Annotated in this window: 21 protein-coding genes, 1 tRNA gene and 3 pseudogenes; 9 read left to right on the top strand and 16 right to left on the bottom strand. The window is 67.8% G+C overall.

Translation table 11 applies throughout. The features are described 5' to 3' along the window. Positions 1-47: 47 nt before the first annotated feature. From lysA to KN815_RS01990, 3 genes are all read right to left on the bottom strand, one after another. Positions 48-1,475: a diaminopimelate decarboxylase gene (lysA, locus tag KN815_RS02000; RefSeq protein ID WP_216339551.1), complete on the bottom strand. Its 1,428-nt coding sequence runs from the start codon at positions 1,473-1,475 to the stop codon at positions 48-50. A gap of 39 nt (positions 1,476-1,514) precedes the next feature. Further along, on the bottom strand, positions 1,515-2,513 hold the full coding sequence (gene nrtL / locus KN815_RS01995) for an ArgS-related anticodon-binding protein NrtL (RefSeq protein ID WP_216339549.1): 999 nt from the start codon (positions 2,511-2,513) through the stop codon (positions 1,515-1,517). A gap of 135 nt (positions 2,514-2,648) precedes the next feature. Then, on the bottom strand, positions 2,649-3,080 hold the full coding sequence (locus KN815_RS01990) for a response regulator (RefSeq protein WP_232546197.1): 432 nt from the start codon (positions 3,078-3,080) through the stop codon (positions 2,649-2,651). Between the two features lie 213 nt (positions 3,081-3,293). Here KN815_RS01990 and KN815_RS01985 point away from each other — a divergent pair. Then, positions 3,294-3,365, top strand: a tRNA-Arg gene (locus KN815_RS01985). A 520-nt stretch (positions 3,366-3,885) separates the two neighbouring features. Then, positions 3,886-4,296: pseudogene (locus tag KN815_RS01980) on the top strand (type I restriction endonuclease subunit R); the annotation flags it as partial. Between the two features lie 145 nt (positions 4,297-4,441). On the opposite strand, the gene KN815_RS01975 reads toward KN815_RS01980, so the two are convergent. Continuing rightward, positions 4,442-4,756 (bottom strand): ATP-binding protein, encoded by a 315-nt coding sequence (locus tag KN815_RS01975; protein WP_308403626.1) that lies wholly within the window; start codon positions 4,754-4,756, stop codon positions 4,442-4,444. A gap of 253 nt (positions 4,757-5,009) precedes the next feature. On the opposite strand from KN815_RS01975, the gene KN815_RS01970 reads away from it, so the two are divergent. From KN815_RS01970 to KN815_RS51820, 4 genes and pseudogenes are all read left to right on the top strand, one after another. Beyond that, the gene (locus KN815_RS01970) at positions 5,010-5,858 is read left to right on the top strand and encodes a helix-turn-helix domain-containing protein (protein WP_216339547.1); all 849 of its coding nucleotides are present in this window, start codon (positions 5,010-5,012) and stop codon (positions 5,856-5,858) included. Positions 5,859-5,867: 9 nt separating this feature from the next. Beyond that, positions 5,868-6,059 carry a hypothetical protein gene (locus tag KN815_RS01965; protein WP_216339545.1) on the top strand — a complete coding sequence of 64 codons (192 nt, stop codon included), beginning with the start codon at positions 5,868-5,870 and terminating at the stop codon, positions 6,057-6,059. 155 nt (positions 6,060-6,214) lie between these two features. Continuing rightward, positions 6,215-6,907 (top strand): annotated as a pseudogene (locus tag KN815_RS51825) (serine/threonine-protein kinase); the annotation flags it as partial. Between the two features lie 437 nt (positions 6,908-7,344). After that, the gene (locus KN815_RS51820; protein ID WP_308403627.1) at positions 7,345-7,785 is read left to right on the top strand and encodes a hypothetical protein; all 441 of its coding nucleotides are present in this window, start codon (positions 7,345-7,347) and stop codon (positions 7,783-7,785) included. Positions 7,786-7,801: 16 nt separating this feature from the next. Here the strand turns inward: KN815_RS51820 and KN815_RS01955 are convergent, their stop codons facing one another. The 3 genes from KN815_RS01955 to KN815_RS01945 all read right to left on the bottom strand — a co-directional run bounded on the left by KN815_RS01955 (position 7,802) and on the right by KN815_RS01945 (position 10,884). Continuing rightward, entirely contained in the window at positions 7,802-7,981 is a 180-nt protein-coding gene (locus KN815_RS01955; protein ID WP_216339544.1) for a hypothetical protein, read from the bottom strand. 328 nt (positions 7,982-8,309) lie between these two features. Then, positions 8,310-8,966: a PDDEXK family nuclease gene (locus KN815_RS01950; RefSeq protein ID WP_216339542.1), complete on the bottom strand. Its 657-nt coding sequence runs from the start codon at positions 8,964-8,966 to the stop codon at positions 8,310-8,312. Between the two features lie 232 nt (positions 8,967-9,198). Continuing rightward, a complete protein-coding gene (locus KN815_RS01945) occupies positions 9,199-10,884 on the bottom strand; it encodes a DNA methyltransferase (protein WP_253208690.1) in 1,686 nt (561 codons plus the stop codon). Between the two features lie 80 nt (positions 10,885-10,964). Here KN815_RS01945 and KN815_RS01940 point away from each other — a divergent pair, with 80 nt between their 5' ends. Together KN815_RS01940 and KN815_RS01935 are read left to right on the top strand one after the other, a co-directional pair. Beyond that, positions 10,965-11,204: a helix-turn-helix domain-containing protein gene (locus tag KN815_RS01940; RefSeq protein ID WP_216339537.1), complete on the top strand. Its 240-nt coding sequence runs from the start codon at positions 10,965-10,967 to the stop codon at positions 11,202-11,204. Then, complete coding sequence (locus KN815_RS01935; RefSeq protein ID WP_216339535.1) at positions 11,204-12,679, top strand: HEAT repeat domain-containing protein; 1,476 nt, start codon at positions 11,204-11,206, stop codon at positions 12,677-12,679. The genes KN815_RS01940 and KN815_RS01935 overlap by 1 nt, the downstream gene beginning before the upstream one ends. A gap of 245 nt (positions 12,680-12,924) precedes the next feature. Here the strand turns inward: KN815_RS01935 and KN815_RS01930 are convergent, their stop codons facing one another. The 6 genes from KN815_RS01930 to KN815_RS01905 all read right to left on the bottom strand — a co-directional run bounded on the left by KN815_RS01930 (position 12,925) and on the right by KN815_RS01905 (position 19,413). Then, positions 12,925-13,977 (bottom strand): beta family protein, encoded by a 1,053-nt coding sequence (locus tag KN815_RS01930; protein ID WP_216339533.1) that lies wholly within the window; start codon positions 13,975-13,977, stop codon positions 12,925-12,927. Positions 13,978-14,287: 310 nt separating this feature from the next. Beyond that, positions 14,288-16,528 carry an ATP-binding protein gene (locus KN815_RS01925; RefSeq protein ID WP_253208689.1) on the bottom strand — a complete coding sequence of 747 codons (2,241 nt, stop codon included), beginning with the start codon at positions 16,526-16,528 and terminating at the stop codon, positions 14,288-14,290. Positions 16,529-16,709: 181 nt separating this feature from the next. Beyond that, the gene (locus KN815_RS01920; protein WP_216339530.1) at positions 16,710-17,348 is read right to left on the bottom strand and encodes a DUF6879 family protein; all 639 of its coding nucleotides are present in this window, start codon (positions 17,346-17,348) and stop codon (positions 16,710-16,712) included. Continuing rightward, a complete protein-coding gene (locus KN815_RS01915) occupies positions 17,341-17,610 on the bottom strand; it encodes a hypothetical protein (protein ID WP_014054901.1) in 270 nt (89 codons plus the stop codon). Before KN815_RS01915 ends, KN815_RS01920 begins: the two co-directional genes overlap by 8 nt. Positions 17,611-17,892: 282 nt before the next feature. Continuing rightward, the gene (locus KN815_RS01910; RefSeq protein WP_216339529.1) at positions 17,893-18,903 is read right to left on the bottom strand and encodes a hypothetical protein; all 1,011 of its coding nucleotides are present in this window, start codon (positions 18,901-18,903) and stop codon (positions 17,893-17,895) included. 105 nt (positions 18,904-19,008) lie between these two features. Continuing rightward, positions 19,009-19,413, bottom strand: a complete 405-nt coding sequence (locus tag KN815_RS01905; protein ID WP_216339527.1) for a hypothetical protein — start codon at positions 19,411-19,413, stop codon at positions 19,009-19,011. A 201-nt stretch (positions 19,414-19,614) separates the two neighbouring features. Between KN815_RS01905 and KN815_RS49895 the strand changes: the two are divergent. Further along, positions 19,615-19,850: pseudogene (locus KN815_RS49895) on the top strand (hypothetical protein). A gap of 354 nt (positions 19,851-20,204) precedes the next feature. Here KN815_RS49895 and KN815_RS01900 read toward each other — a convergent pair. The 3 genes from KN815_RS01900 to KN815_RS01890 all read right to left on the bottom strand — a co-directional run bounded on the left by KN815_RS01900 (position 20,205) and on the right by KN815_RS01890 (position 24,798). Continuing rightward, positions 20,205-21,890: an SWIM zinc finger family protein gene (locus KN815_RS01900; protein ID WP_216339525.1), complete on the bottom strand. Its 1,686-nt coding sequence runs from the start codon at positions 21,888-21,890 to the stop codon at positions 20,205-20,207. A 367-nt stretch (positions 21,891-22,257) separates the two neighbouring features. Then, complete coding sequence (locus KN815_RS01895) at positions 22,258-23,073, bottom strand: hypothetical protein (RefSeq protein WP_216339523.1); 816 nt, start codon at positions 23,071-23,073, stop codon at positions 22,258-22,260. 291 nt (positions 23,074-23,364) lie between these two features. Continuing rightward, positions 23,365-24,798: an ATP-binding protein gene (locus KN815_RS01890; RefSeq protein WP_216339521.1), complete on the bottom strand. Its 1,434-nt coding sequence runs from the start codon at positions 24,796-24,798 to the stop codon at positions 23,365-23,367. Positions 24,799-24,900 lie beyond the last annotated feature (102 nt).

Genomic DNA, 24,900 nt, shown 5'->3' with positions numbered 1-24,900 from the left:
GGACGGGATTTCCTGTCCCAGGTCCAGTATCCGAGATCCTTTTCTCGCTAGCCGACATCGAGCCGCAGGAGATCTTCCTCCGTCTCGCGCCGGACGATCTCGCGCGCCCGACCATCCCGTACGGCGACGACGGGCGGCCGGAGCGCGTGGTTGTAGTTGCTCGCCATCGAGCGGCAGTACGCGCCGGTGGCGGGGACGGCGATCAGGTCGCCGGGCGCCAGATCGGCGGGCAGGAAGGCGTCCCGTACGACGATGTCGCCGGACTCGCAGTGCTTGCCGACGACGCGGGAGAGCATCGGCTCGGCGGTGGAGGAGCGGGAGACCAGCGCCACGGAGTACTCCGCGTCGTAGAGCGCGGTACGGATGTTGTCGGACATCCCGCCGTCGACGCTGACGTACGTCCGCAGCCCCGGCAGCTCCTTGACCGTACCCACCTCGTACAGCGTGAAGGCGGTCGGCCCGACGATCGCCCGCCCCGGCTCGACCGACAGCCGCGGCACCGCGAGCCCGGCCGCGTCGCACTCCCGGTGGACGATGTCGCGCAGCGCCTTGGCGATCTCATGCGGCTCGCGGGGGTCGTCCTCCGAGGTGTACGCGATGCCGAGGCCGCCGCCGAGGTCGATCTCGGGCAGCTCGACGCCGTGCTCGTCCCGGATTTCCTTGAGCAGCCCGACGACGCGGTGGGCGGCCACCTCGAACCCGGACGTGTCGAAGATCTGCGACCCGATGTGCGAGTGGATCCCGATCAGCTCCAGCCCGTCCAGCTTGAGCGCCCGCCGTACGGCCTCGGCGGCCAGCCCGCCCGCGAGCGGAATGCCGAACTTCTGGTCCTCGTGGGCGGTCGCGATGAACTCGTGGGTATGCGCCTCCACACCCACGGTGATCCGGATCTGCACCCGCTGGTGCCTGCCGAGCCGCTGGGCGATATGCGCGACCCGCGCGATCTCCTGGAACGAGTCGAGCACGATCCGCCCGACACCCGCCTCGACGGCCCGCTCGATCTCACCGGTGGACTTGTTGTTCCCGTGCAGCGCGATCCGCTCGGCGGGCATCCCGGCGGCGAGCGCGGTGGCCAGCTCCCCGGCGGAACACACGTCGAGGTTGAGCCCCTCCTCGGTCAGCCAGCGCACGACGGCGCGGGAGAGGAACGCCTTCCCCGCGTAGAACACGTCGGCGTCCTCCCCTTCTCCCTTCTCCCCCTTCTCCCCCTTCTCCCCCTTGAACGCCTCCCGCCAGGCCCGGCAGCGGGCCCGGAAGTCGTCCTCGTCGAGGAAGTAGCCGGGGGTCCCGAACTCCTCCGCGAGCGTCTTGACGTCGATCCCGCCGACGGTCGCGACACCGTCGGCGTTCCGGCCGACGGTGCGGGACCACACGCGGGGGTCGAGCTGATTGAGATCGGCGGGCGGCGCGGCGTAGTGCCCCTCGGGAAGGACATCGGCGTGGCGGGGCCCGGCGGGGTGGGCGGAACGGCTCATGCTGTCTTCGCTGTCTCTCTCAAGGTCTTACACAAGGTCTTACAGATGTTCGGGTGCGCTGATGCCGAGCAGATGCAGGCCGCCGGCGAGCACCGCTCCGGTGGCATCGGCGAGGGCCAGCCGGGAACGGTGGACGGCCGAGGGTTTGAGCTCGCCTGCGGGGAGGGCCGGGCAGGCGTCGTGGAACTGGAAGAAGCCATCGGCGAGGGCGACGAGCTGCCGCGCGAGCCGATCGGGCGCACGGTGCCGGGCGGCGGCCTCGAGGGTACGGGGGTGATCGGCGAGGAGCGCGAGAAGGGCGGCCTCGGCGGGGTGGGCGTAGGCGCCGGGCCGGGGCGTGATGCCCAACTGGCCAGCGTTCCTGATGAGGGCCCGGGTGCGGGCATGGGCGTACCGAACCCGGAAGAGGGCGTTGTCCTCCCGCTGGGACAGAAGATGGTCAGGGTCGAGATCGGGCAGATCATGCCCGGCGGGCCGGAGCAGCGCCCAGCGGGCGGCGTCGGGCCCGAGGCGGGTGAGCAGATCGCGCCCGGAGACCGGAACGCCCCGTACGACGGGCCCCTCACCAGGAACAACGACTCCCCCGGTGGCATCGACAAGCCCCCGCACCACATGACCGACGAGCGCGGCCCGGACCTCATCACCGGCCCCGAGCGGAACCGACACCCCGCCGAGCGAGTCCCCGTACCCATAACGGAGCCCCTGGGACAGCACGTCCCGCACGAGCTGAGCATGGGAGGTGCCCTCAAGGGTGATGTTGAGAAACCCAGGAGCGGCGACATCAACGCGAGCGATCCCAGGAGCGCGAACAAGCCGCCGCCGCAAAACCTCGGCGATAACGAGCGCATCCCCCTCACGCTTGCTCCCCCTGGCCCCCTTGGCCAGCAGCAGGGCGACATTGGTGGCGTAATCCCCACACCCGGGCCGAGGAGGAGTCCGCACCTTCACCCGCTCCGGCACGGCAACGCACAGCTCGTCGTCCTCAACGGCACGACGCACGGTGTGCAGCACAGTGCGGGAGAGCTGGGCGGGAGTCACGGGACCAGCGTATGGGAGGAGGGGGGTGCGAACGCGAACCGGTTTCGCCCTTCGGACGAGCGCACGAGACGCACCGGCACGAGCCAAAGCCGAGACCCCAGCCCACAGGCGACGGGTCGGCCCTGGGGCCCACCACTACCCGGTGGGCCCCACAACCGGCTCGGCATCACCAGGAGCCGCCGCACCGGCCGCCCCCTGCCGCATCAGCCTCCGCACGAGCTCGACAAGATCGACGGGCTCGAACGGTTTCGCGAGGAAGGCATCGACACCCAGCGCCTTCCCGCTGTCCATCTCGTACTGCGTACACGCACTGATGATCGCGACGGGCACATGACACGTACGAGCATCAGCACGCAGCCTCGACGCCGTATGCAGCCCATCGAGTCTGGGCATCACGACATCGAGAGTGATCACATCGGGCCGCACCTGGTGAACGATCTCCAGGCACTCGGCACCATCGGCCGCGGTCACGACCTCGAAGCCCTCCAGCTCGAGGTTGACCCTGATCAACTGCCGGATGACCTTGTTGTCGTCGACGACAAGGACCCGGCCGGACAAGCCAGGCACACCCTGAAGAGTAGGCGCGCAGCCACGACCGCGTCCGGGTTTTCCCCACTTCCGCCCCGTGCGAGGGACCTTTCCCCAAGACCCCTGCACCCCCACCTCCACATGCGGTATACGCCCCTCCGCTCCCCCGCCCACCACCTCCCGATAACCGTTCATGACCACCCTCTGCGAGCTGATAGTGTTCTACCTGTCGCCGCGAGACAGCAGCGACAGGCCCCCGTAGCTCAGGGGATAGAGCAACGGCCTCCGGAGCCGTGTGCGCAGGTTCGAATCCTGCCGGGGGCACCTCGCAGAAGGTGCCAGCAGACCCCGCCATCAGCCGAGACGCTGAGCGCGGGGTTTTTGCATGCACGCAACCGGAGCCGCCAATGGCAGTCTCATGTGATCACGCAATGCCCGCGGGATATCTTGAAGACTCAATGCGCACGTCACATGCGGTTCAAGCGGGGTGTCTACGGCGCCGCCTTCTTCAGCTACCGTCGGCAGGGTCGCTCCAGATCGCCGAAGGGTTGGACGTCGACCAGACAGCAGGGGACTCTCGCTCCAGGACTGGAGGCTCCTCTCTGCCAGGCACAGGCTCGCCATCAATGACGCACCCGAGAGACACCTGCACGTAGCCCAAATAGTTGCACACGTCTCTGATCAACCGTTCACGATTCTGGCCTCCGGCCCCACGCCACCCCGCGTCGTAGACAAGGCGCACCAATATTCGGTATCGCTCACGCATCTCGGCGTCCGTGATCGAAAAAAGTTCGGTGAACATCCCACGGCGGACGGATTCCATCGACTCAGCGCAACGTGCTCGCAGCACGACCTCGCCCTGACCGCCGAGGGAGCGGCGGAGCTGCGCGGCTTCGGCGAGGGCTCGGGCGGCGCCAAGGAGCAGGAGAAGTCGCTGCTGTCGGAGCTGATCGAGAAGTTCAACGACAAGTTCGGCACCGACTTCACCGATCAGGATGTGATCACGCCGTTCTCGGAGGCGAAGGCCGACCCGAAGGTCCGCGCCGCCGCCGTCAACGACGAGGAGAACTTCGGGCTCGTCTTCGATGAGGTATTCGAGGACAAGATGGCCGAGCACATCGACACCATCGCCGACATGGGACGGCAGTACTTCAGCCACGACGACAGCTTCAAGCAGTCGCTCAACCAGACTGCGCGCCGGGCTGCTTGGCGGATGATCCGCCGGGAGGAGAACATCGACGACGAAGCGGCTTGACACCCACGCCCGGCCTCCGCCCCCTCCCAGCGGCCAGCTTCGCCCCGTCAACCGCCCTGGCGGAAAGGGAGGCCCGCGATCACGGATGTTCCGCGCGTGGGGCGGGGCCGGACGGTCCAAGCGGTGGCGAGGCTGTCGACAAGGATCAGACCCCGGCCGTTCTCGGCGTCGAGTCTGGGTGGGCCAGTGCGGGCTTGCCTGCGCCGGGGTCGGAGACGGCGAGCCAGTAGTGTCCGTCGGCGGGCCACAGGACGAGTTCGATGCAGTGCTCGTCCGCCCAGCAGGCGCCGTGACAGACCGCATTGGTGACCAGTTCGGAGGCCAACAGGCCGAGGTCGTCGCCGAGGTGAGGACGAAGGACCTGCGGCAGCGACTCGGCGACGGCGTGGCGGGCCCGCCGCACGGAGGTGGGGCGGGCGGGGAAGCGCCAGTGGGCGGGTACGAGGGGGATCTCGGGCATGGCGAACTCCATTGCTGTAGTGGGGGATTCGAGGTCGCCGGTGGCCTGCCGCCCTGGCCGCGAGCGCACCCGTCCAGGGCAGGCGGGCATACTCACGCGGTGCGCTTCCGGCATTGCGGTGTGTAGCGTGCGCGATACCGACAGTAGAGCAGGTGGTGGTAAATTTTCCACAGCATCAAGAGAAATTCACCACGGAGGGGGTGCGACGGCCTCCGTGTGCGACCGAGCGGCCCCTCCGGATGGAAGGAACCCCATGCCCCCGAGAACGACCCCTACGGAACGGCAGAAGCGACTGGGGAGTGAGCTTCGGCATATCCGTACTGCGGCAGGCATGTCTGCAGAGTCCGCGGCGGGCCTACTGGGTGTGGACCGAGGCAAGATCTCCAACATCGAGTCAGGAGTCCGGGGCATCAGCGCCGACCGCCTACGCACACTGGCCTGCAACTGCGATGTGACCGATGAGGCATACGTCGAGGCGCTCGTCGAGATGGCCGAGCTGGGTACAGGCTGGTGGGAGCGCTATCGAGGCATCCTGCCCCAAGGCCTGCTGGACATCGCAGAAACGGAAAGCAACGCTGTACGCATGCGCGGCGCCAACACCGTGCATGTGCCGGGCATGCTCCAGACATCGGAACAGGCGATGGCCATCTTCCGAGCCGCAGTCCCCGCCCTGCCCGAGCACGAGGTTGCCCTGCGACTTGCGCTGCGCTCGGAACGCCAGCAGGTGATCACCGGCGACACGGCGATCCCGTACGTCGCTGTCATCCACGAGGCCGCACTACGGATGCAGTTCGGCGGTACCGACGTGGCCCGTGCCCAGTTGGAGCACCTGCTGGAAGCCTCTGTGCGGGACAACGTCACCGTGCTCGTCATCCCCTTCGCCCACGGCGCCTTCCCTGGGGCCGGGCAGACGGTCGTCCACATCGAGGGCCCCGTACCGCAGCTCGATACGGTGCAGGTGGACAGCTCCCACGGACCCACCTTCCTCCACGCCGAGGGTCAGTTGGCGAAATACCGGGCGCAGTTCGATCTGTTGGAAAGCCTGGCTCTGCCGCCAGAGCAGTCCCGAGACTTCATCCGTGACATCGCACGCCGACTATGAGGAGCAGCAATGCCCGACATCACCTGGGAAAACCCCTTCTGCGCCGAGGGCAGCTCCTGCTTCCGCCTCGGTACGGACCCCGACGGCAACGGCTACATAGCCGTGTCCGGCCGAGAGGACCACTACCTCACCGACTCCCTCGAAGCCCTGCGCACCCTCATCACCGACATCAAGGCCGGCAAAGCCGACCACCTGCTGTAGGGCCCCGCAGCGCGCGCCGACGTCAGTGGGTACCGTGTACAGCGATCGACTGACGTGGCATCAGGGCGGCGACGGGGGCGCAACGCGTGGCGCAGGCAAGGCGAATCGGCGAGCAGGGCCGTTATGAGCTGATCGAGGAGATCGAGTCCGGCGGCATGGGCACGGTCTGGCGCGGCTACGACACCGTCCTGGACCGGGAGATCGCGGTCAAGCTCATTCGGCCCGATGTCGTCGCGACGCCCGCGCAGGCGCAGGAGTTCGCCCGCCGCTTCGAGCGCGAGGCGCGCGTCACCGCACGGATCGGGCATCACGGGGTGCCGCAGGTGTTCGACGCGGTTTTGGACGAGGCGTCGTACGACCGGCTGTACCTGGTGATGGAGTATGTGCGCGGGGTCTCCCTGCGCAGGGTGCTCACGGGCGCTGAGGACGGAGCGGCAGTGCTGCTCCCGGTGAGCTGGGCCGCGTCGATCGCCGCGCAGATCTGCACGGTCCTGTCGTACGCCCACGCGATCCCGGTAGTGCACCGCGACCTGAAGCCGGACAACGTCCTGATCGCCGCCAACGGCACAGTCAACCTGCTGGACTTCGGCATCGCGAAGCTGCTACGCACGGACGTCACCCGGCTCACGGCCACCGGCAACCTGATAGGTACCAGCCGCTACATGCCGCCCGAGCAGATCGATGGCGCGCAGATCACACCGCTGAGCGACCTCTACGCGCTCGGCTGCGTGCTGCACGAACTCATCGCCGGTGAGCCGGTCTTCAGCGGCGACAACGACTACCAGCTCATGCACCAGCACATGGACGTGCCGCCGACGCCGTTGCGCACCCTGCGACCCGAGGTGCCGGAGGACCTGGAGGCACTGACCCTCGACCTGCTGGCCAAGGCGCCCGAGCAGCGTCCGGCCGACGCGTACGCGCAGCGTCCGGCCGACGCGTACGCGGTGTACGAGCGCCTGTCGCCGCAGCTGCCGCAACCGGGTTCAGCGGCCGACCCCGTGATCTTCACCGACGGCGGCTCCCCTCCCCCGGTGCCCGACCCGACGGTGGTCTACCGGCAGCCGAACGCACCACTGCGGCGGGGCAGGCCACCCGCGCCCTCGCCCGAGCCACCGGCCCCAGGGCCGGTCCCGGCGCGTGGACACCACGCTGCGGGACGCGATCCGGGACGCCTACGCCCGGTCCGCGGACCTCGCGGAGAGCCGGGCGGTTCGCCTAGGCCGCGGACGCCCCCAAGGCGGCGATCGCCACGGCGACCACCGCCCTCGGCGCACACAACTCCCGGGTGCTCGGCCTGCGGCGGCAGCGCGCGGCGGCCCTCATGGCCGGTGAGGACTTCCGGCGCGCCTTGCCGGAGTTCGACGCGCTGGCCGCCGTCTACGCCCGTACGGCGGGACCGGCCGGCTACGACGCGCTGGAGTGCCGTCGGCACGCCGCCCACTGCCGGGCCAACCTGGGCCAGGCCACCGCCGCCCTGCGGGAGTTCCAGGAAGTCCTGGAGATCGTGTCCGACACGGGTGCAGATGCCTCGGAGACCGCTCTCGACCTGCGCCGCAGCATCGGCCTCCTACTCTTGTCCGAGGGCCGCCGCACCGAGGCCGAGGGCGTCCTCGACACCCTCCACGAGGACATGTGCGTCGTCCTCGGCGAGGACCACGAGGAGACCCTCGAGATCGCCGACCTCCTCGCCCGGCTGCGCCGCCCGGAGGGGCCGGGCCCCTCCTGACGTCCCGCCAGTGCCGTCAGGCCTCGCCCTCGCCCTCTTCGCTGTGGATGCGCTGAGCCAAACCCCACAGGCTCGGGCCATCCGCAAGGAACCAGCGAGCCGTCCCCTGGTTGGCCACCGGCCGCTCATCCCATTCGGCATCCGCCCACATCTTCGACACCAGCCCGGACGGCGAGTACCGCTGCTGCTCGAACAAGCCGGTGCCGTGCGCCTCGTACCACTCGGCGACGCTCTCGGCGGAGACCGTGCCCTGATAGGCCTCGAGCGGTGAGGGGCCCTGCGTTTTCCGGACAGCTTGATTGCTGTCCGGAAAACGCAGGGCCCCTCAGTGCACCCCCTGGTGGTGCCGTACAGCCAGAGGCGATCAGTGCTCTTGCAGCAGGGCCACCACGAAAATTGGGTCTTCAAAATTGAGCGGTACGGAGGTGTCTGGCAGGCTCGGCGGGTGGTGGCGCAGCGTGTCCGTAGCCTCTGGCTGTCCGCGTTGCTGGAACCGGGAGCCGAAAGGGAGGCTGCCCAATGACTCACTCAGTGAATCCTTGGGCTTCCTCGAGTCCTTCTTGAACGTAGTTCGGAAGCATGGCCTGAGCGGGACCACCTGGGGGCCAAACCCTTACACCATGCTGCGCAACGAAGTTCAGGGGGATTTTGGGGTTGTTGAGGTGGGGCCGCGCACCTCCGCCTCGACGAGAATCGATCTCGATCTGCTCCTGGAGCGTTGCTTCCCACTGGGAAAAATACGGCTCCAGCTTTCTCGGATGGATCTCGTAGATTGCTTCGGGAGTCGATTGGTCGAAAACCGCAACGATCCAGAGATGAACCGACCTGTAGCGATCAATGTTGTCGAGAGTGAGCGTATGTTCCGTAGTAACGCTAAGACTCTTCTTGCGCTCACCCTTGAAATTCATTCTTGCGACAGTTTTGATTTCATACTCACCTCCCAGCGCATCTGTTGCATCGTTGCCGACTCGCCCTCCCCCCTTAGTGAGATTGAAAAGTTCAAGTAGCAATAGTTCCTTGTAGCCCCCATCGTCGAACACGTTATGTATACGCCGCTCCGAGGCGTACCTCTGAAGCTGATGACCCAGTTCAACGATCTTGCGGATGTCACCTTGCGGGTGAAGTGGAGCGCCCTGACCTTCCGGGTCTCCCTGACTCGGGATGAGTTGATCATCAGTCACATAGGAACAGTCGCTCGCACCTAGATCAACGTCTACAGACTATGAGTAACAGGATGAGTGCGGAACGTGAGCATCCGGCGTTCGAGCGCGCACCTTCGGCCTGTCCGGCGTCCAAGTCGTCGTCTCCGACACCCACACCGGCCTGTCGGAAGCGACGGCGAGTCCCCACTCCAGCACCAGGGCGGCCATCCATTGTTGAAGCGGCGGCCGCCCTTCTAGCTACTCGAAGCGCCTACTCGGGCTCGGCCAGTAGACCCGTCTTCGGGTCGATGCTCCACCCGTCGTGCAGCAGCGTTGTCGTCGCCGTCTGCAAGTTGAGGTCCGCGACGCTCCATCCCTCCCAAAGCGCGCGGCGGAGCAGCTCCAGATACAGATGGCTAGGAGACGCAGAGGCGGCAGCACCAACCAGCTCGCGCGTCGCCGCAGCAACGGCCTCAGCCGTCGGCTGCTTGAACGAAGCCTCGGCGCCGTCCTGCGGAACCATCGTCAGGACAAGGTCGAGCGTAGCGACGTGCTCAAAACCCGAGGCCAGCCCCTTCACGGAGCGCTGCCCCTTGTTCAGGATGGCGATCTTCTCCGGCTCGATGCGCAGGCCGGCTGCTGCGACTGCTCGCTGGACTACTGCCCAGATCTTGCCCGAGGAGTTGCCGAAGACCATCGAGATGCGCCCGCCAGGCTTCAAGATGCGGCAGCAGTGCTTGAGTGACTCCGTCAGCAGCGTCTCGTAGCGGTCCGCCGTGCGCTTCGTGCCGGTGGAGCGATCGATCACCGCTTCCTTGCTGGCGTCCGTGAAGCCGTCCAGCCAGCCCTCCTGGAACAGAGCCATATCCGCGTAAAAGAGGTTCGAACCGAACGGGGGGTCCGTGAACACGTAGTCCACGCTCGCGTCCGGCAGGGACAGCTCCGCAGCGCTCTCCGTGACGTACTCCGCGGGCACCGTGTCCGCGTCCACATTGCGCGTGAACGCTTGCGTCCGGATCCAGTCATCAGCCTTCAGCACGGCGGTCGTCTTACGCTCGAAGAGCTCGAAGACGTTCCACTCGTAGAAGACCGGCGCGATGTAGTAGTTCTGGTTCGCGGCGTTCAGCGGGCGTTTGTGCGACCACTGATACCGCTTGCTTGCCCGAGTCAACGTCGCGGTGAACGCGAACAGCAGCTTTTGACTCAGAGCGCGGTCCTCAATCCCGTGGATCTCATCGCGCAGGGCCACCAGAGTGCGCAGGTTACGCGGCGAATAGAACGAAGCCACGGTCGTGTAGCCGCTCTTGCCCAGCGCAGACGCCCGGTACATCTCCCGGTCAGGCGTAATCTCAACGCGGGGGAAGTCCAGGCCGTCGACGTCGATGCTCGGCGCGGCGACCGCCGGCTGCTCACGCTGCTTCGGGGAGCACGCGCAGTTGACGTAGTCGACCACGGGCTGCTCACCCACGCGCTCGAGCTTGCTCGAAATGTGGGCCGAACAATGGGGACAGACCATCTTCGGCTTCGACCACTCCGCGGCCTCGAGCGAGTGGTAGTAGCTCACGGGCTTCTCACAGCCCGCGCACCTCACCAGGACGCTCCAGACAGTCTTCGCAAGCTGACCGGTTCCACCGCACCCACGGCAGGGGACCTCGTAGATCTTGCCGACAGCGTCCCGGGCCCGCTTGATGACGGCCTGCGCGGCCCTGGTGAACTCGTACCCTTCGACCATGCTTAGGTAGTTGGAGCCAATATGTCGCCCCAGCACAGAGATGTCCGACAGGCGTGCCTGGCGCCCGGTGATCCGCGCCGCGACCCCCGTCATCCCAGACCCGGCGAACGGATCAGCCACGACGCCGTTGGGCGGACAGTAAGCCTCGACGAACGGCGTAATAGCGGGCACAGGGACCTTCGTCAGGTAGGCGTGCGCGAGATAGGCAGGGTCACCACGACCCACCACGATCTCCTCAGCCGTACCCCCAACGTTACTCATAGTCTGTAGACCCATCGTCTGCACCGTCCTAACGTCCACACATCATGACGCATGCCTCCGACAAGCTCCGCCTCCAGCGGCAGCGCGGGGCGTTCGGCCACCGTGTACGGGAGCACCGTCTCTCGGCAGGCCTCTCGCAAGAAGAGCTCGCGGAAGCTGCGGGGATCCACCGCACCTACGTCTCTTCGCTGGAACGAGGTCAGCGCAACGTAAGCCTTGACAACATCATTGCCCTCGCGCGTGCACTCAAGGTCGATGCCGCACAACTACTCGAAGGCATTTGATGGGCTTCAAAGAAGACGCTGTTTTCGCTCGGTTCCTGAGCATGGGAGTCTACGCCGCCGACGCGGTTGCCCAAGACCTTGAGCTCAATCACGGGCACCGCATTATCAAGCTCGATCGGTTCGCCACGTCCAACAAGGTATGGCAGACGAAGGTCAAGCGCATGCGGCTACCCGACCTCCTCTGCGTTAGCTGTGGACGCCGTTTTGAGTGCAAGGGCAAGACGAAGCTTGAGATCATACTCTCCGACTCCAAGGTGACAGGCCGCACCTGGCGCGACGGAGGCATGTGCCCGGACGACGTCTTCGCCTTCGCGTGTGTCGACATGAAGACGAGCCCCGTGAGCGTGTCCAACCTTGTCTACGTGACTCGGCAGAGCCTGGAAGATGCTCTGGGTTCCTCTAAGGCGGGCAAGCGAAAGTCCGCGTCCGAGGGATCGGAATTGGATCGCCGTTGGCCGATGTGGGCCTCGGACGTTGCCGGTGAGGTCCTCACCGTCGACGACGACCTCAAAAAGCTTCGCGTCACGAAGGGCGCCAGCACCTATCTCTACTGGCAAGGTAGGAGTTGGGGCACATTCCACACGTTGGCAGCAGGGACGGCATTCGAGGCCGGCCAGCCGGTCGCGTTCTGCTTCCGTATGGCTGACTCGATCGCCTGTGCCGGGGACGGGTCCTGGAGCTGGAAGGAGGACCTTCTGTCAACTGACGACGACATTCGATTCCCTGCCGTCAAGGCCGCCCGGTTCCTCGGCGCAGAGCCCGTCGAGGACATGCTCATCGGCATAGCGGATGACGAGGTCAATGACCGGCTCCTGCGCCTCGAAGCGCACGCTAGCCTTGCCCCCACGCGCCCAGCGTCCGTCGCTGCGCTGCTCGTGCTCGCCGAAGGCGCTGACTCGGCCGACGAGGTGCGTATGGAGGCCGTGTTCTGCCTATCGGAGATCGACGCCGAGGAAGCCACGGAGGCGCTGTACTCGATTGCCAGCAGCACCAAGCCGGCAATTCCGGAAGAGGTACGTGCGGCTGCCGCCTGGGGGCTCGGGACTGGGGCTCGCAAGGCACCCGCCAAGCTCATGCACCTCGTCAACAATCCCAGCGTGCTTGTGGCGGCGCACGCAGCGGCGGCCATACCGTCGGACCTGCCCCAGGAGTGCCTGGACGAGCTCCTCGACTGGCTTCGCGCTGATGCTGATGACCTGCACCGGGCCGCTACGGCTGCGCACCTGCTGGCTGACCGCGACCTCGTCGCCGAGCTCGTAAATGCCCTCCCGGCGGCGCCGGAACGCGTTCGTCGGCTGATCGTCCTGGCACTCGGGGACGCCTCGCGTGAGGCCGTTTCTGGCCTGCTGAGCGGACTCGACGCTCAGAGCCGCGCCGGCATCGCCATCCTGTGGGCGAAGAGCGACGACTGGCTCCGTCAGCCGGACACGGACGGCATTCTCGACGCCCTGAAGCTTCAGACGCTTCGCCGGTAACAGTGGCTCGAACACTGCTCGGCGTCCTGGCCAACCCACTTGTCGGTGATGGTGCCCGTACCCGCGCCCGGGTCGCACTCGCGGGTGAACTGCCTCTCCGGATTACCAATGCCCCGATACCAGGTCGCAGATATGCCTAGGCATCCGCCACGCTGGCAGTGATGGATAGCCCGATAGCACCGGCAGCATGACCCTTGGATTCGGGGTTCGCTCAGATGATGGACCGGTTCCGGTGGCCCACCGTCTCAACCGAATTGCCCTGCGGGACAATTGACGACGAACGTCATGTGCTGGATGTTTCCCACTCGGTTCCACACGGAGTGGTTGCCGGTGGTGACGGATCCCTGGGCGCAGTCGCGCAGCCAGCCCTCCCCCGTTCCAACGGACGGGCCACGGAAGTCCGCGAGGCGGGTGAGGCGCCGCGCGGCGTCGCGGTTGACGGCATCGCGGTGTTCGCCGCGCTGTAGCGCCTTGGCCAGGAAATAAGAACGGGTGGTGGTGTAGCGGAGGATGCCCCACCTCGGTCCTCCGTTGCCCGAGACCGCGGTCTGGGTGACGTACCCGGCGGGGAGGATGCCGTAGTCGCCGTATTGCAGCAACGGGAGGTAGGAGCGCCCGCTGTGGTGGATCTCGTGCCACGTGTCCCAGTCCGATCGTGGCGACTCATGCCAGGCGCTCTCCAGGAAGCCCTCGGGCGGCTCGGGGAAGCCGCCTGCCACAACGAACACCGTCCGCCAGGGGGCGAGTGGGACCAGCACGTCGAGAGCCCGCAGAGCCTCTTTGGCGGCGTCCCTGCGGGAGGGCAGTACGGTGCCCAGATCAAGGAACAGGTCGACTGGGCCGATGGGACAAGCACGGTCGAGCAGTGCGCATAGACATGGGATGTCCCGGTCGTGCCACTCACCCGGGACCCGCACGCGTATACCCAGACCGCCGCCACGCCGCTGGGCTGCCGCGAGAGCCAGGGACTGCTGAGGGACGGGCCGACAAGGGCCGGTCACCGGGTGCAGGTTCCGCTGGGCCCACCACTCGGGCGGCAGGGTTTCGGCCAGGACAGCGGCCTCATTCTCGTCGGTGAACGGCGCGTCCAGCCAGGCCGACTGGTAACGGTGCGCGGTGGAAACGCGGCCCGCATCCTTGCGAAGTTCCACGGCCAGGAGGTCCGGCAGCATGCCAGTGCGGGGCGGCAAGGTCCACAGCGGGGCAACCCTGGCCTGAATGTCGGGCCGCAGCCCCCGGAAAGCGGCCATGGCATGCGGCCGGATGGGCAGCACGGAAACATACAGCGGCGCGGACATGGCAGCTCCCCCTCGGCGCAGACCGTGTCGTCTCCCGACCCTTACGGTGAATTGGGTTCCGGAGTCCGGAAAGGGCGCAAATCAGCCACGACGGCGTGCATGCGTCAGTGGCAAGGAGGCGAGGAGCCAGGGCCCGTGCCTCTCCGCTGATGTGCATCGTGCTCTCGCAGCGGTGTGGACCACCCGGAGCCACGTACGCGGCCGGGAGCGTGGCCAGCACCCGCAGCTCGCCGTGCGGCAGAGACACCGTTCTGGGGCCTTCGGCTGATCAGCGCCACCGAGCACCGTCCGGAACGGCTCAGCCGCTGCTTCAGCTAGTTTCTGTCAGCCGACTTTCGATTCTCTCCCGCACCACCACTGCGCGAGGATCGTCGAAGTCGGCTAGCAGCCTCAGTACCTGTGTCCAGTGTCGGTGGGCCTCTTCCGGGCTTTCGCCGAGTACCGCCGAGGCCAGGCCATCCAACGCCAGGGCCTGGTGCCACTCATCGCCGAGATCGCGGTGCGTCGAGGCGGCCTGGCGGTGGAAGTCGGCCGCCTCTGTCTGGCGTCCAAGGCGGCGGTAGACCTCGCCCACGCCCTGCCAGGCCAGCGCCTCTCGGCTGCGGTCGGCGAGGCGTCGGTGGAGTGTGGCGGATCGTTGGTAGGAGGTCAGGGCCTCGGCGTACTGGCTGTTCGCCTGCTGGGCATCGCCGAGGGTCAGCAGCCAGAACCCCTCCAGACGGAGGTTGCGGAGGGTGAGGGCGATGTCGAGGGCGGCCTGGGCCGAGGCCAGGGATGCCTCGACGTCGCCCTGTTCGCGTTGGACGTCGCTCAGCACACGCAGGATGTTGCCTTCGCCGCGCTGATCACCGAGAGTCCGGTGCGCTGCCAGGGCCTGGTCGATGACGGTCGCCGCCTCCGGAAGCCGCCCGGCGCGGTAGTGGGTGGTCGCGAGGTTGGACATCGCCGTGGCGGCCCAGTGGGCGGCGTCCTGCTCCTGGAAGGCGGAGATGGCCTGCTCGAAGTAGCGGGCAGCGGAGTCGAGTCGTCTGCCGCGGAGATGGTTCAGGCCGATCAGGTTGAGTGAGCGTGCTTCGCCAAGGCGATCGCCCAGGTCGCGCCGGATGGTCAGCGCGTTCTCGTGGGATTCGAGGCTTTCGGCTTGGCGGTTGATGCGGGTGTAGGCCATGCCGAGGTAGGTGTGGAGTGCGCCTTGTGCGGCGCGTTCCCCCAGCCGTTGGGCTGCCTCCAGCCCGATGCGGCCCACGGCCGGCCAGCTTGTGCCCGAGGCGGATGGGAACTGCGCGTTCCACAGGACGGTGGCCAACTGCCACGCCAGTCGGTCTTGGCCGGCGTCGGCCGCCGTACGCACGGCCTGGAGGAGGTTGTCGTGCTCGCGCTCGGCCCAGTCCACGGCGGCGTCGTACTCGGAGAACGTCAGCGGGCTGATGTCGTCCGGGGCGGGCGTGAGGGGCACGCGGTCCTCGGCGGGGTTGATCCAGCTCTGCGCGGCGTCGGCGGTGTGCAGATACCACTCCAGCACGCGCCGCAGAGCTGCCTCTCGCTCGGCCGGCGGCTCTTCGTGCTGGGCCTGGTCGATGGCGTAGGCCCGCAGAAGGTCATGGAACCGGTAGCGGTCCTGGGCGGTCTGTTCCAGGAGGTGTGCGCCGACCAGAGAGTCCAGCATCTGCCGGGACCGACTGATGCCGGCCGACCCGGCCAGGGCCGCGGCGGCCCGCAGCCCGAACTCGGGTCCGGGGTGCAGGCCCAGCAGGCGGAACAGGCGGGCGGCTTGCTCGGACAGGGCGCGATACGACCACGCGAAGACGGTGCGAACAGCTTCGGCTTCCTCGTCGTCGCCCGTGCTCAGGGCGTCCCAGAGGGCCGATTCGTCGCGCAGGTCGGCGATCAGGTCGTCCAGCCGTAGGTGGGGGTGACTAGCGGCGCGTTCCGCAGCTATCCGCAGAGCGAGCGGGAGGCGTGCGCACAGGTGGGCCAACTCGGCGAGCTGCCGTTCGTCATCGACCGGCCGGTATCCCGCGGTGACGACGCGCAGCAGGGCAACCGCCTCCGGCTCCGGCAGCACGCCGAGCGTGAGCCGGCGGGCCCCGTCGCGGACGGCGAGGCCGGACAGGCGGCTGCGGCTGGTGACCGGCACCAGGCTGTGCGCGCTCCCTGGCAGCAAGGGCCTGACCTGGCCGACGGTGGCCGCGTTGTCCAGGACGACCAGTACCCGGCGGTCGGCCAGTAACGAGCGGTATAGCGCAGCGGCCGCGTCGAGATCCTGCGGTACGGCTTCGGCCCGGACACCGAGCGAGGTCAGCAAGCGGTGCAGGGCCTCGCGTGCCGCGACCGGCTCTCCGGGGTCGTAGCCCCGCAGATTGGCGTACAACTGGCCATCCGGGAAGCGCTCCCGGACCTGGTGTGCCCAGCGCAGTGCCAGCGATGTCTTTCCGGCGCCGGCGGTGCCGGCGATCACGTATACCGAGACGACGAGCGGACCGCCGTCCTCGGTGGTGAGGACGGCGTTCAACTGGCCGAGCTCATCGGTTCGGTTGACGAATCCGCCCACGTCGGCCGGTAACTGGCGTGGGACAGGGCTGGAAGACCTCCCCGGGTCCGGTGTGCCCTGCGCGTGGAAGTGGATGCCTCCGTGGACACTTCTCGCCTGGACGACGTCACGTGAGGATCCCGACAGCTCGGAGTGGGTGCTGCCGAAGTGCTCGTCCTGTCCACCTGGCGATGCGATCGGTCTACTCCCTTCCCGCGTCGCTCAGCGTCGGCGGATCAAGGCGCGCCACCTCACGGTCGAAGTAGGAGATCACCCCTTCACCCACCGCGTAGAGCGCCTTGATGTAGTTCTCCCAGCGCTCGACGAGGTCACGGTCGGTGTAGCGGATCGCACCGTTCGCAACTCCTGCTTCGGTGTACAGGACTTGGAAGAGGGTGCGGCCGCCCAGCACCACCACTTCCGGAAGCGGACCGGTGTCCTCCGAGACGGTCACCTGCGCGGCGGGCACGACCCTGATCCGCTGCCCGTACTCCGCGCGCTGGCGCTGGGAGTGGAGTTCCCACTGCACATACGGCGTCAGTGGACTCTCGACCACCCGCACACGGTGAAAGACATATCCCCTGCGCTCGTCTTCCTGAGCGGTCGCGGCCAAGGTGTCGCGTCGGTCGGCGAGGAGCCGAAGCGCCTCCTCCCAGTCACCCCGGCGCAGGGCGTCCCGGCTCGGACTGCCCTGCTCCTCGAAGTGCTGTCGGCGCTCCAGTTTCCAGGAACTGCCGTTACGGACCGCGTCCTCCCGTTGCCGGAAGTCCTCCTTGTAGGCGGTGCGGGTGAGCCGATCGCCCTGCTCGGGAACGAGGACGGGGGCGAGGAGATCAAGCATCGGGGATGTCCTTCTTCGCCGCGCGGAGCATGTTCCCCGGGATGACGACCAGCCGCTCATCAGGAGCGAGGCTCACGCCCTGCGGCAGGCGGGGGCCGTAGACGGCTGTCAGATCCCTGCCGATCACAGCCACATCACCGTTGTCGAGCTGCCAGATGTCCGGACACTCGTCATTACCATCGGAGTTCCCGAGCTCTTCGGCCGACTTCCCAAGCCGACGCTCGAATAACGCGGACGGGTCAGCCTCCCAGGCACGGGCCATGTCTGCCTCCGGTCGAGGTGGTCGAGCACGCTGTGGCTACCCACTGTATCCAGGGCCACACCCATCGGTGAGAGGGTCGCCCTACGGCCGAGCCGCCGGGTGGTGGCACGGAAGCCGTCAGAGGCGGCTCCCCGTGCGGTCAGGCGCCGGTCGGCTCTCTTGCTGTACCCGCCGAAGTGCAGTGCATCCGGGAAAGGTGTTACACCCGGCGCTCCCACTGCCTGCGCGCCGTCGCCGTACACCAAGACCGTGGACGCGGCCCTTCGAAATTCGCCGACAGGCCTACAACGGACCGAGGTACTCCGCGAACAACCGGCCGCAGTCGGCCAGCAGCGGCAGGGCGTCCGGCGTCAGTGCCATTCCCACGAGGCAGGTCACGATGCCCACTATTGCGTGGACGGCACAGCTCAATGAATGTGTTCCTTCGTCCTGCCCCCACGCGTACGCCAACCTAGCGAACAAGAGGAGCAGGGCGGCCGCCATGGTGACGAGAAGTACCGCGCTCACGGGGAACAGAACGCGCCAGATGACTGCCACTCCCGGTTCGTGGGAGAACGTCGCTCTTATGGCCGCGCCTGCGACGGGCATCGGCAATCCGGCGGAGACGAAGAACAGGCGGCCTAGGAACCGTCGGCCGCGTCCCAGCGTGCGGGTGGCGCGCTGCGAGGTACTGGTCACCGCTCGCGCTTGAGAGCGCGGTGTCCCAGGCGCCGGGGAGCCGATCGAAGTCCCGGTGGCGACCTCAGGCGCCCGGTCCGGGACGACCGGGGGCGCGGGTTCGGTTTCACCTCGTACAACCCGACCGCCGTCGGGCCGCTCCTCACTCCCCCGAAGATCGTCGGCCAGAGTGCGCAACTCTTCACGAATCAATTGCAGTTCGTCATCGGCCGAGGCCAGGACTGTCTCGAAGACTCGCTGGTCGTCCGGCGCCGCCACCCCCTGCGCCGGCTGCCGACTCGCTGCGGCCGCCCTGTACCGCGACCGGGCCAAGAGGGCCTCGAGACGCTCGCGTTCCTGCTCGGCCTGCTTTTTCATCGCCTGGGCCTGCATCACACGCCACTCGGCGTCCCGCAGTTTCTGCTCCACCTCGCGCAGCGCCTCGCGGCGTCCTTCCATACGGGCCCGGCACGCCTCGTCCTCCAGTTCCTCGCATCTGCGGCGGAAGTGCTCAACAGCCAGGGTCAATTTCTCGATGACGTACTGCGTGTGCTGTTGAGCAGCTTCCGGGGTGACACGTAGGCCGAGGTGCCCTGAACCATCCTGGTCCCCACTCACATTGAGGTTGACGTGCATCACGGTCTGGTCTCGACCCGCCTGGTACACGCCAGCGCCCTCCGAAGCGGTACCCCACAAGTGGATCGCGCCAGTGAGAGGGTCTGTTGACTCGTTCATGCTCGATCAGCGGTAGTGGTTCACGGTCTGGTCACGTGCGGACTGGTAAACCTGCCCCTGGCCGCCGACGTGCGCCTCGAGGTGCATCGTTCCACTGATCACCTGGCCGTTCCGGTCAGAGTTCAGCTCACTCAGCAGGGACGACAGTGCGGCTGTGGCTTCCTGCCGCTGAGCCAACAGAGCGCCGAGACGGAGTTGCCACTCGCTTTCGATGTCGGCCTGCTCCCCGCCGGTGAGGAGAGCCTCACGCGACCTGGACAGAAGTCCATCGATTTCCTCCGCCTCCTGCGGCCGAAAGCGTTGCCAGAGGGATACAACACCGCGCCTGGCCTGCTCCCATGCGTCGGTGACCATCAGCGTCACGATGGTCGTACCTGCGGCTCCTGCAAGCGCCAGCACGTTCTGATCCACATGCTCCCCTTGATGTGACGGTGAGGTGCGGTGCTTCGGTCAGGCCCCCGGAGAGTGGGAGAGAGTAACCCAACTCCCTTGCGTGCTGCGACAAATGGGGTTACAGGGGCCGAAAACCCCGGCCCGTGCCCGCGAAGCGGAACGATTTATGATCTCTCCTACTGACCGACCGGCGGCACCCTGGTCCTCGACAGCGAGAGACTGGCCAAAGCCGTACTGCGAGACCGCGCGGTAACCGGCTGAGTCGTCGAGCCAGTCACCGACGCCGTCGCCCGCCACGCCGCCGCTCTCCTGGCCGACACGGGCACAAGTACGCCATCGACGCCATGTTCAGTGCCGCCGCCCTTGCCGTCTCTGGGCTCACAACAGTGCTCACCTCCGACCCCGAAGACCTCACGGCGCTATGCGGCGGACACATCACCATCATCAAAATCTGACGGCACACCCCTCGCGCTCTGCCGAATGTGCGCCAGGCGAGAGCCGACACAACGCCGGTCGTCCGGTCCGCCGCTGATGCGCTAGGGGCGACTGCCGTGCGGTGCGGGCGGAGCGCCGGTCGGCTACGTGCGCGCTCGAGTCACCGGCACCGGGACGGTCGTCTGGATCACCAGCTCACCGCCCATTAATGGCTCGCTTTGTCCCCATTTGCCGAGTTCCCCGCCGGGCACTCGAGCCTGCGAGAAGCGCTTCACTACAGCAGTCGGCCCATGCCATACAACGATTCCCAACCGGCCGTCGGACGCCCCAGGCTCCGGTCGTACAGGCTCGGCTTTCAGGGGCCGGTTGTGGGTTCACAGGCCGTGCTGGTCCAGGAGCCGCATCAGGTTTCGTTTGCGCTTCTGGTCGGCGCGCAGGGCGGTGAGGTATGTGGTGAACTCGTCCTGTGTACCCAGGCGGCGGTGGCAGTCGCGGATGCTCAGCAGCAGGCTGGTGAGCTGCTCGTAGATCGCGTTACCCGTCTGCTTCGTGAGGGCTTCGGCCAGGCGCCGGTAGACGCCGAGGGCGTCGGCGGGGCGGGCGGCACGGGCCTGGTCGGCGAGCGTGAGCCACTGTTGGTCGTGGGCGCCGGTCTCGGTGGCGGCATGCCAGGCCGCGTCGGTGTCCTTGTCGTCGAGCAGGGCGTCGATCAGGATCGGGCCGCCGTACCGCGAGTGCTGTTGCTGCTCTGCGTCGGCACGCAGCAGAGCCAGCGCTCCCTCACGCTCGGCCGGCCAGCAGTCCGCGGCCCGGGCGGCGGCTCGCAGTTGCTGGTACGCGAGCAGGGTGCGGCGGGCGCCGAAGTGGTCGCGGCGCAGGGCGACGGCATCGGGCATCCGATCCGCCTGCGCGTAGCGGTCGCAGAGGTAGTCGACGAGGGCGGTGTCGATGACGGCGAGGTCACAGGTGCCCCGGGTTTCCTGGATGCCGCGTTCCGCCCAGCGCAGGGCCTCGTCGGGGCGCCGGGCGGTGTCCAGCTCGTGGGCGATGACCAGGTGTGTGTGGCCGTTCGGTGAGAGGTCGGCCGCATGCACGGCGATCACCGCGTCCACGTCACCTCCCGCCTTGGCCAGACGCTCCATCAGGTACTTCTCCGCCCAGCCGCGGCGGTTCCCCCGCCACGCCTCGACCGCCGACTTCCGCAGGACGGCCATCCCCTCTTCGCCGAGGACGTCCTCGTAGTCGAGCGGATCGATGTCCGTGAGGCCGTCGTCCACGTCGCCGAGCGCATGACCGACCAGCCAGCGCGCGAGCTCCTCGGGGTCGGGGCGTGCCGCACGGCACGCTTCGAGGTGGGCGTCGGCGAGGTCCGCACCGACCTGCCCGAGCCATCCGTCCGAGTCGTCGACGCTCTCCACCGCGTCGGCGAGCAGCTTCATCGCCTCCCGCGCCAGGGTGATCGCGTCGTCGGCCCGGCCCGAACCGGTGAGCGCGCCGATCGCGGACACCGCCTGCCCGGCCTGATCGGCGTAGGCGCGGGCATCGGCGTACTCGACGTACCCGTACTGCGTGAACGGTGAGATGTCCAGCAGATCACGGATACGGGCCCGGACCGCGGCGAGGTCGCCGCGAGCGCTCGCGGCCCGAAGCTCCAGGCGGCGGCGCAACTGCCGGTCCTCGGCGATCTGTTCCCGTACGAGGGCGAGTAATGAGTCCTTGGACAGGGCGGACAGCCACCCGTCAAGGTCCTGCGCACGGTCCCGGGCCGCCTTCCGCTGCCGCGGCAGGCTCTCCCGCTGGGCGAGCACCGTCAGGCCGAGGGCGACCAGATGCTTGCAGAAGTTGCCCTCCATGCCGTACGGGCAGTCGCACTCTCCGGACAGCCCACCTGTCCCGTCCAGCGTCAGCTCCACCTCGTACCGCTCCGTGCCATGGACACTCGCGGTGACCCAGCCGTCACCGACCTCGACTCCGGACACCGCGTCCAGGTAGCCGAGCCCGCGCTCGTAGGAACGGGGGCCGGCCAGCATTTTGAGGTTCGCCTCAGTGAGGCCGCGCATGGTTCTTCCGCTCTGCCGTGGTTGTGCTCCGATGCACCGCCAGCCTAGGAGAGGCCAGGGGCGCGAGCTGACGACTTCGGCAGGCTTGGCCTCCAATCCCGGCACCTCAGTCGCCCGGATGTGTTCGGCGGCCCTGTGCGGAGCGGCGCCGCCGGTGATGAGCACCCGGGCTTCCGGGTTCCTTCTTGCCCCGGATTCAGCGAGATTCGCGCTACCCACCGGCAGGACCCGTGAGCGCCCTCCCTTGGCGTGGTGCCGCCGGGTTCCCGCAGCGCGGCTACCGCGGCAACCTGATATCCCCCTCCTGAAGCTCAGCCCCGGATCGCAGGTGTTCCCCGGCCGGCCTCGCGTCGGCGCGGTGGCGGGCCTACTCCATGGCCCGGCCCGCGGTGCGCATCAGTTCACGGATCTTGTACCCGTAGATCTCGGCGAGGTTCTCCCCGGCGTAGCACAGCACCTCGTCGCCGTCGTAGTCGCCCTCGCAGGCGTCCAGGCCGTCGAGTACGCCGAGAGCCACGGCCTCGGCCGCGTCGGGCATGCCCAGCGCCAGCCGGCGGCGGACATCGGCCTCGTGCTGTTCGATGACCGGCTCGATCAGGCGGCTCGCCGCCTCGGATACGTCGGTGTACCCGAAGCCGGGTCGGTGGCCGGTGGTCAGACTGTCGGCGTCCAGGGCGCGCAGGGCCTGCTCGACATCGGCCGCCGTCCCCTCCTGAAGGGCGGTCAGTTCGGTGCGTTCACGCGGAGCGAGCAGTCGTACGGCCATCTTGTCGGCCTCCGTGCGCAGTTCGGGCCGAGCGTCCAGCAGCCGGTCCAGAACGGTGGCCTTCTCCACGGCGGTGAGCGCGTGCAGGGCTTCGCGGGGCGTGCGGCGAGTGGTGGGCGGGGTGTGCCAGGGCAAGCGCCGTTCGACGGCGTGCAGGGCGAGTGCGACGGCATGTCGGCACAAGCGTCCTGAGGCCAGGGCGCACGGACCGTCGCATTCCGCCGTCAGTTCCCGCCCTACGACCTGCACCCACACGTCGCAGGCGGCGCCCGAGCCGTCCCGCACCAAGCCGCTGACGCCGCGCTGCTCACTCTCCGCCTCGATCACCGCGCCGTCGGCGAGCAGCGTCCGCCCCTCGGTGACCTCGGTGTCGTCGGCGAACGCGTGCACCGTCTTCTCGTCCACAACCACAGCCATGCGGTCATTCAAGCGCGCCCCCGCCCGGTGCGTACGGGCCGGTCCGTGCGCAGCGGCCGAAGCGCCGATCGTCTACGTGCCCGCGCGATTCACCGGGACGGCCGTCTGGATCACCAGCTCACCGCTCATCAATGGCTCGGTTTCGTCCCCAGCTCGGTTTCGTCCCCATGTACCGGGTCCTTCATGTACCGGGTCCTTCGCCGGGAGTACCTTGCACGAGGTGTCAGCAGAGCCCGCTACCAGTGACCTGTCAGGGCAGATGAGAACCGCACCTGTCCGCTGCTCCGTCGGCTACTGCCAAGCGCTGACCAGGTCTTCCGGACCCCAGTGTGCAGCTAGCGGGAGGCCGTTCTCGGTGCCGGAGCGGGAGACGGCGACCAGGGGGGTGTCCGGTTCTGCGCCGGGGACCGCGAGCATGTCCCGGGCCAGGGCGTCGTATTCGCGGCGGCCGAAGGGCCGGGATTCCAGCCATTTGACCGAGCCGATGAAGTGCACCGTGCTCGCCACCGGTTCGCGGTCGGCGCCGATCAGGTCGATCTCGGGGTTGTTCTGACGGTTCCACCAGCCGCCGACCGCCTCCGTATGGGGCCACCGGTCATCGGGGAGCAGGCGTAGCAGTGACTCGCGGATGATCGGCTCGACCGCGCGGCCTCGCCAGGTGGTCCAGGACCGTTCGATGCGTTCGAGGGCGAGATCCCCGCGGCCGCGTTCGATGAGCGGGATGGCCCGATGCAGGAAGGCCAGCCAGAAACGAAGGTAGGGGTCGGCGATCCGGTAGCGCTTGTTCTTGGTGTCGGTCTTGGTGGAGAGGGGAAGGTCGGTGGCCAGTATGCGTTTGGTGTGCAGGGTGTGCAGCAGCGGGGACAGGGTCCCGGAGGGCAGGGCGCCGGCGCCGCCGGCCCCCGCGGCGATGGCGGAGAAGGTCCGCTCGCCGCTGCCGACCGCCTCCAGGACCGCCCGCGAATGCGAAGCCTCGGGGAACTCCCCCAGCAGCGACAGTTCACCCGCGACCAGCAGCGGCGAGAGAGGGTTGGCCACGGCCTCGCGCAGGAAATCGGTGCACCCCATCCCTGGCCGCCACGACTGGACGATCTCGGGGAAGCCTCCGGTGATCAGGAGCGCGTCGACCGCGTCCGCCGCGTCCAGACGGGTCATCGCCTGCACATCGGCCAGGTGCAGCGGCCGTACGGTCATCTTCGTGGCCCGGCCGAAGAACGGACGGCCGTAGGACTGCAACGCCTCCATCACCGACATGTCACTGCCCACCAGGATCAGCAGAACCGGTTTGGCGGACAGATGGCGGTCCCAGACCGTCTGGAGCGCCCCTTCGAACTCCCGGTCCTGTTCCACCAGCCACGGCACTTCATCGATCACGGCGATGCTCGGGGCATCGCCGGGCACCGCGACGGCCAGGGACCGCAGCGCCTGGTTCCAGTCCGCGGCCTGGAGTCCGGCCACCAGCTCCGCCCCGGGCAGCGGGGACTGCGCGAGCGCGGCGGAGAAGTCCGATCGCTCGGCGACGGCGTTACGGCCCCGGGTCGCCTGGAAGACCACGTACGGAACTCCGGAACGGTCACAGAACTCCTGGACCAGGCGAGACTTCCCCACCCGGCGCCGCCCCGTCATGATCACAGCCTGGCCCCGGGTGGCCCCCGTACCTCCGGTCACCAGGTCCAGTTGCCTGGTCAGCAGGTCGAGGTCGGCAGCCCTGCCCTTGAACTCCATCCTTCACCTCAGGCATCAAACGTAGTTTGGACCTTACATAGATTGAATCTTACTTAGATGCTACCTCGCTTCCCTGGACAAGGCAGGCCGGGCCTCGGGGGC

The organism is Streptomyces niphimycinicus (genome assembly GCF_018883605.1).
GTDB lineage: Bacteria > Actinomycetota > Actinomycetes > Streptomycetales > Streptomycetaceae > Streptomyces > Streptomyces niphimycinicus.
The sequence above is the reverse complement of the archived record's forward strand: the minus strand, read 5'-3'. Positions and strand labels throughout refer to the sequence as shown.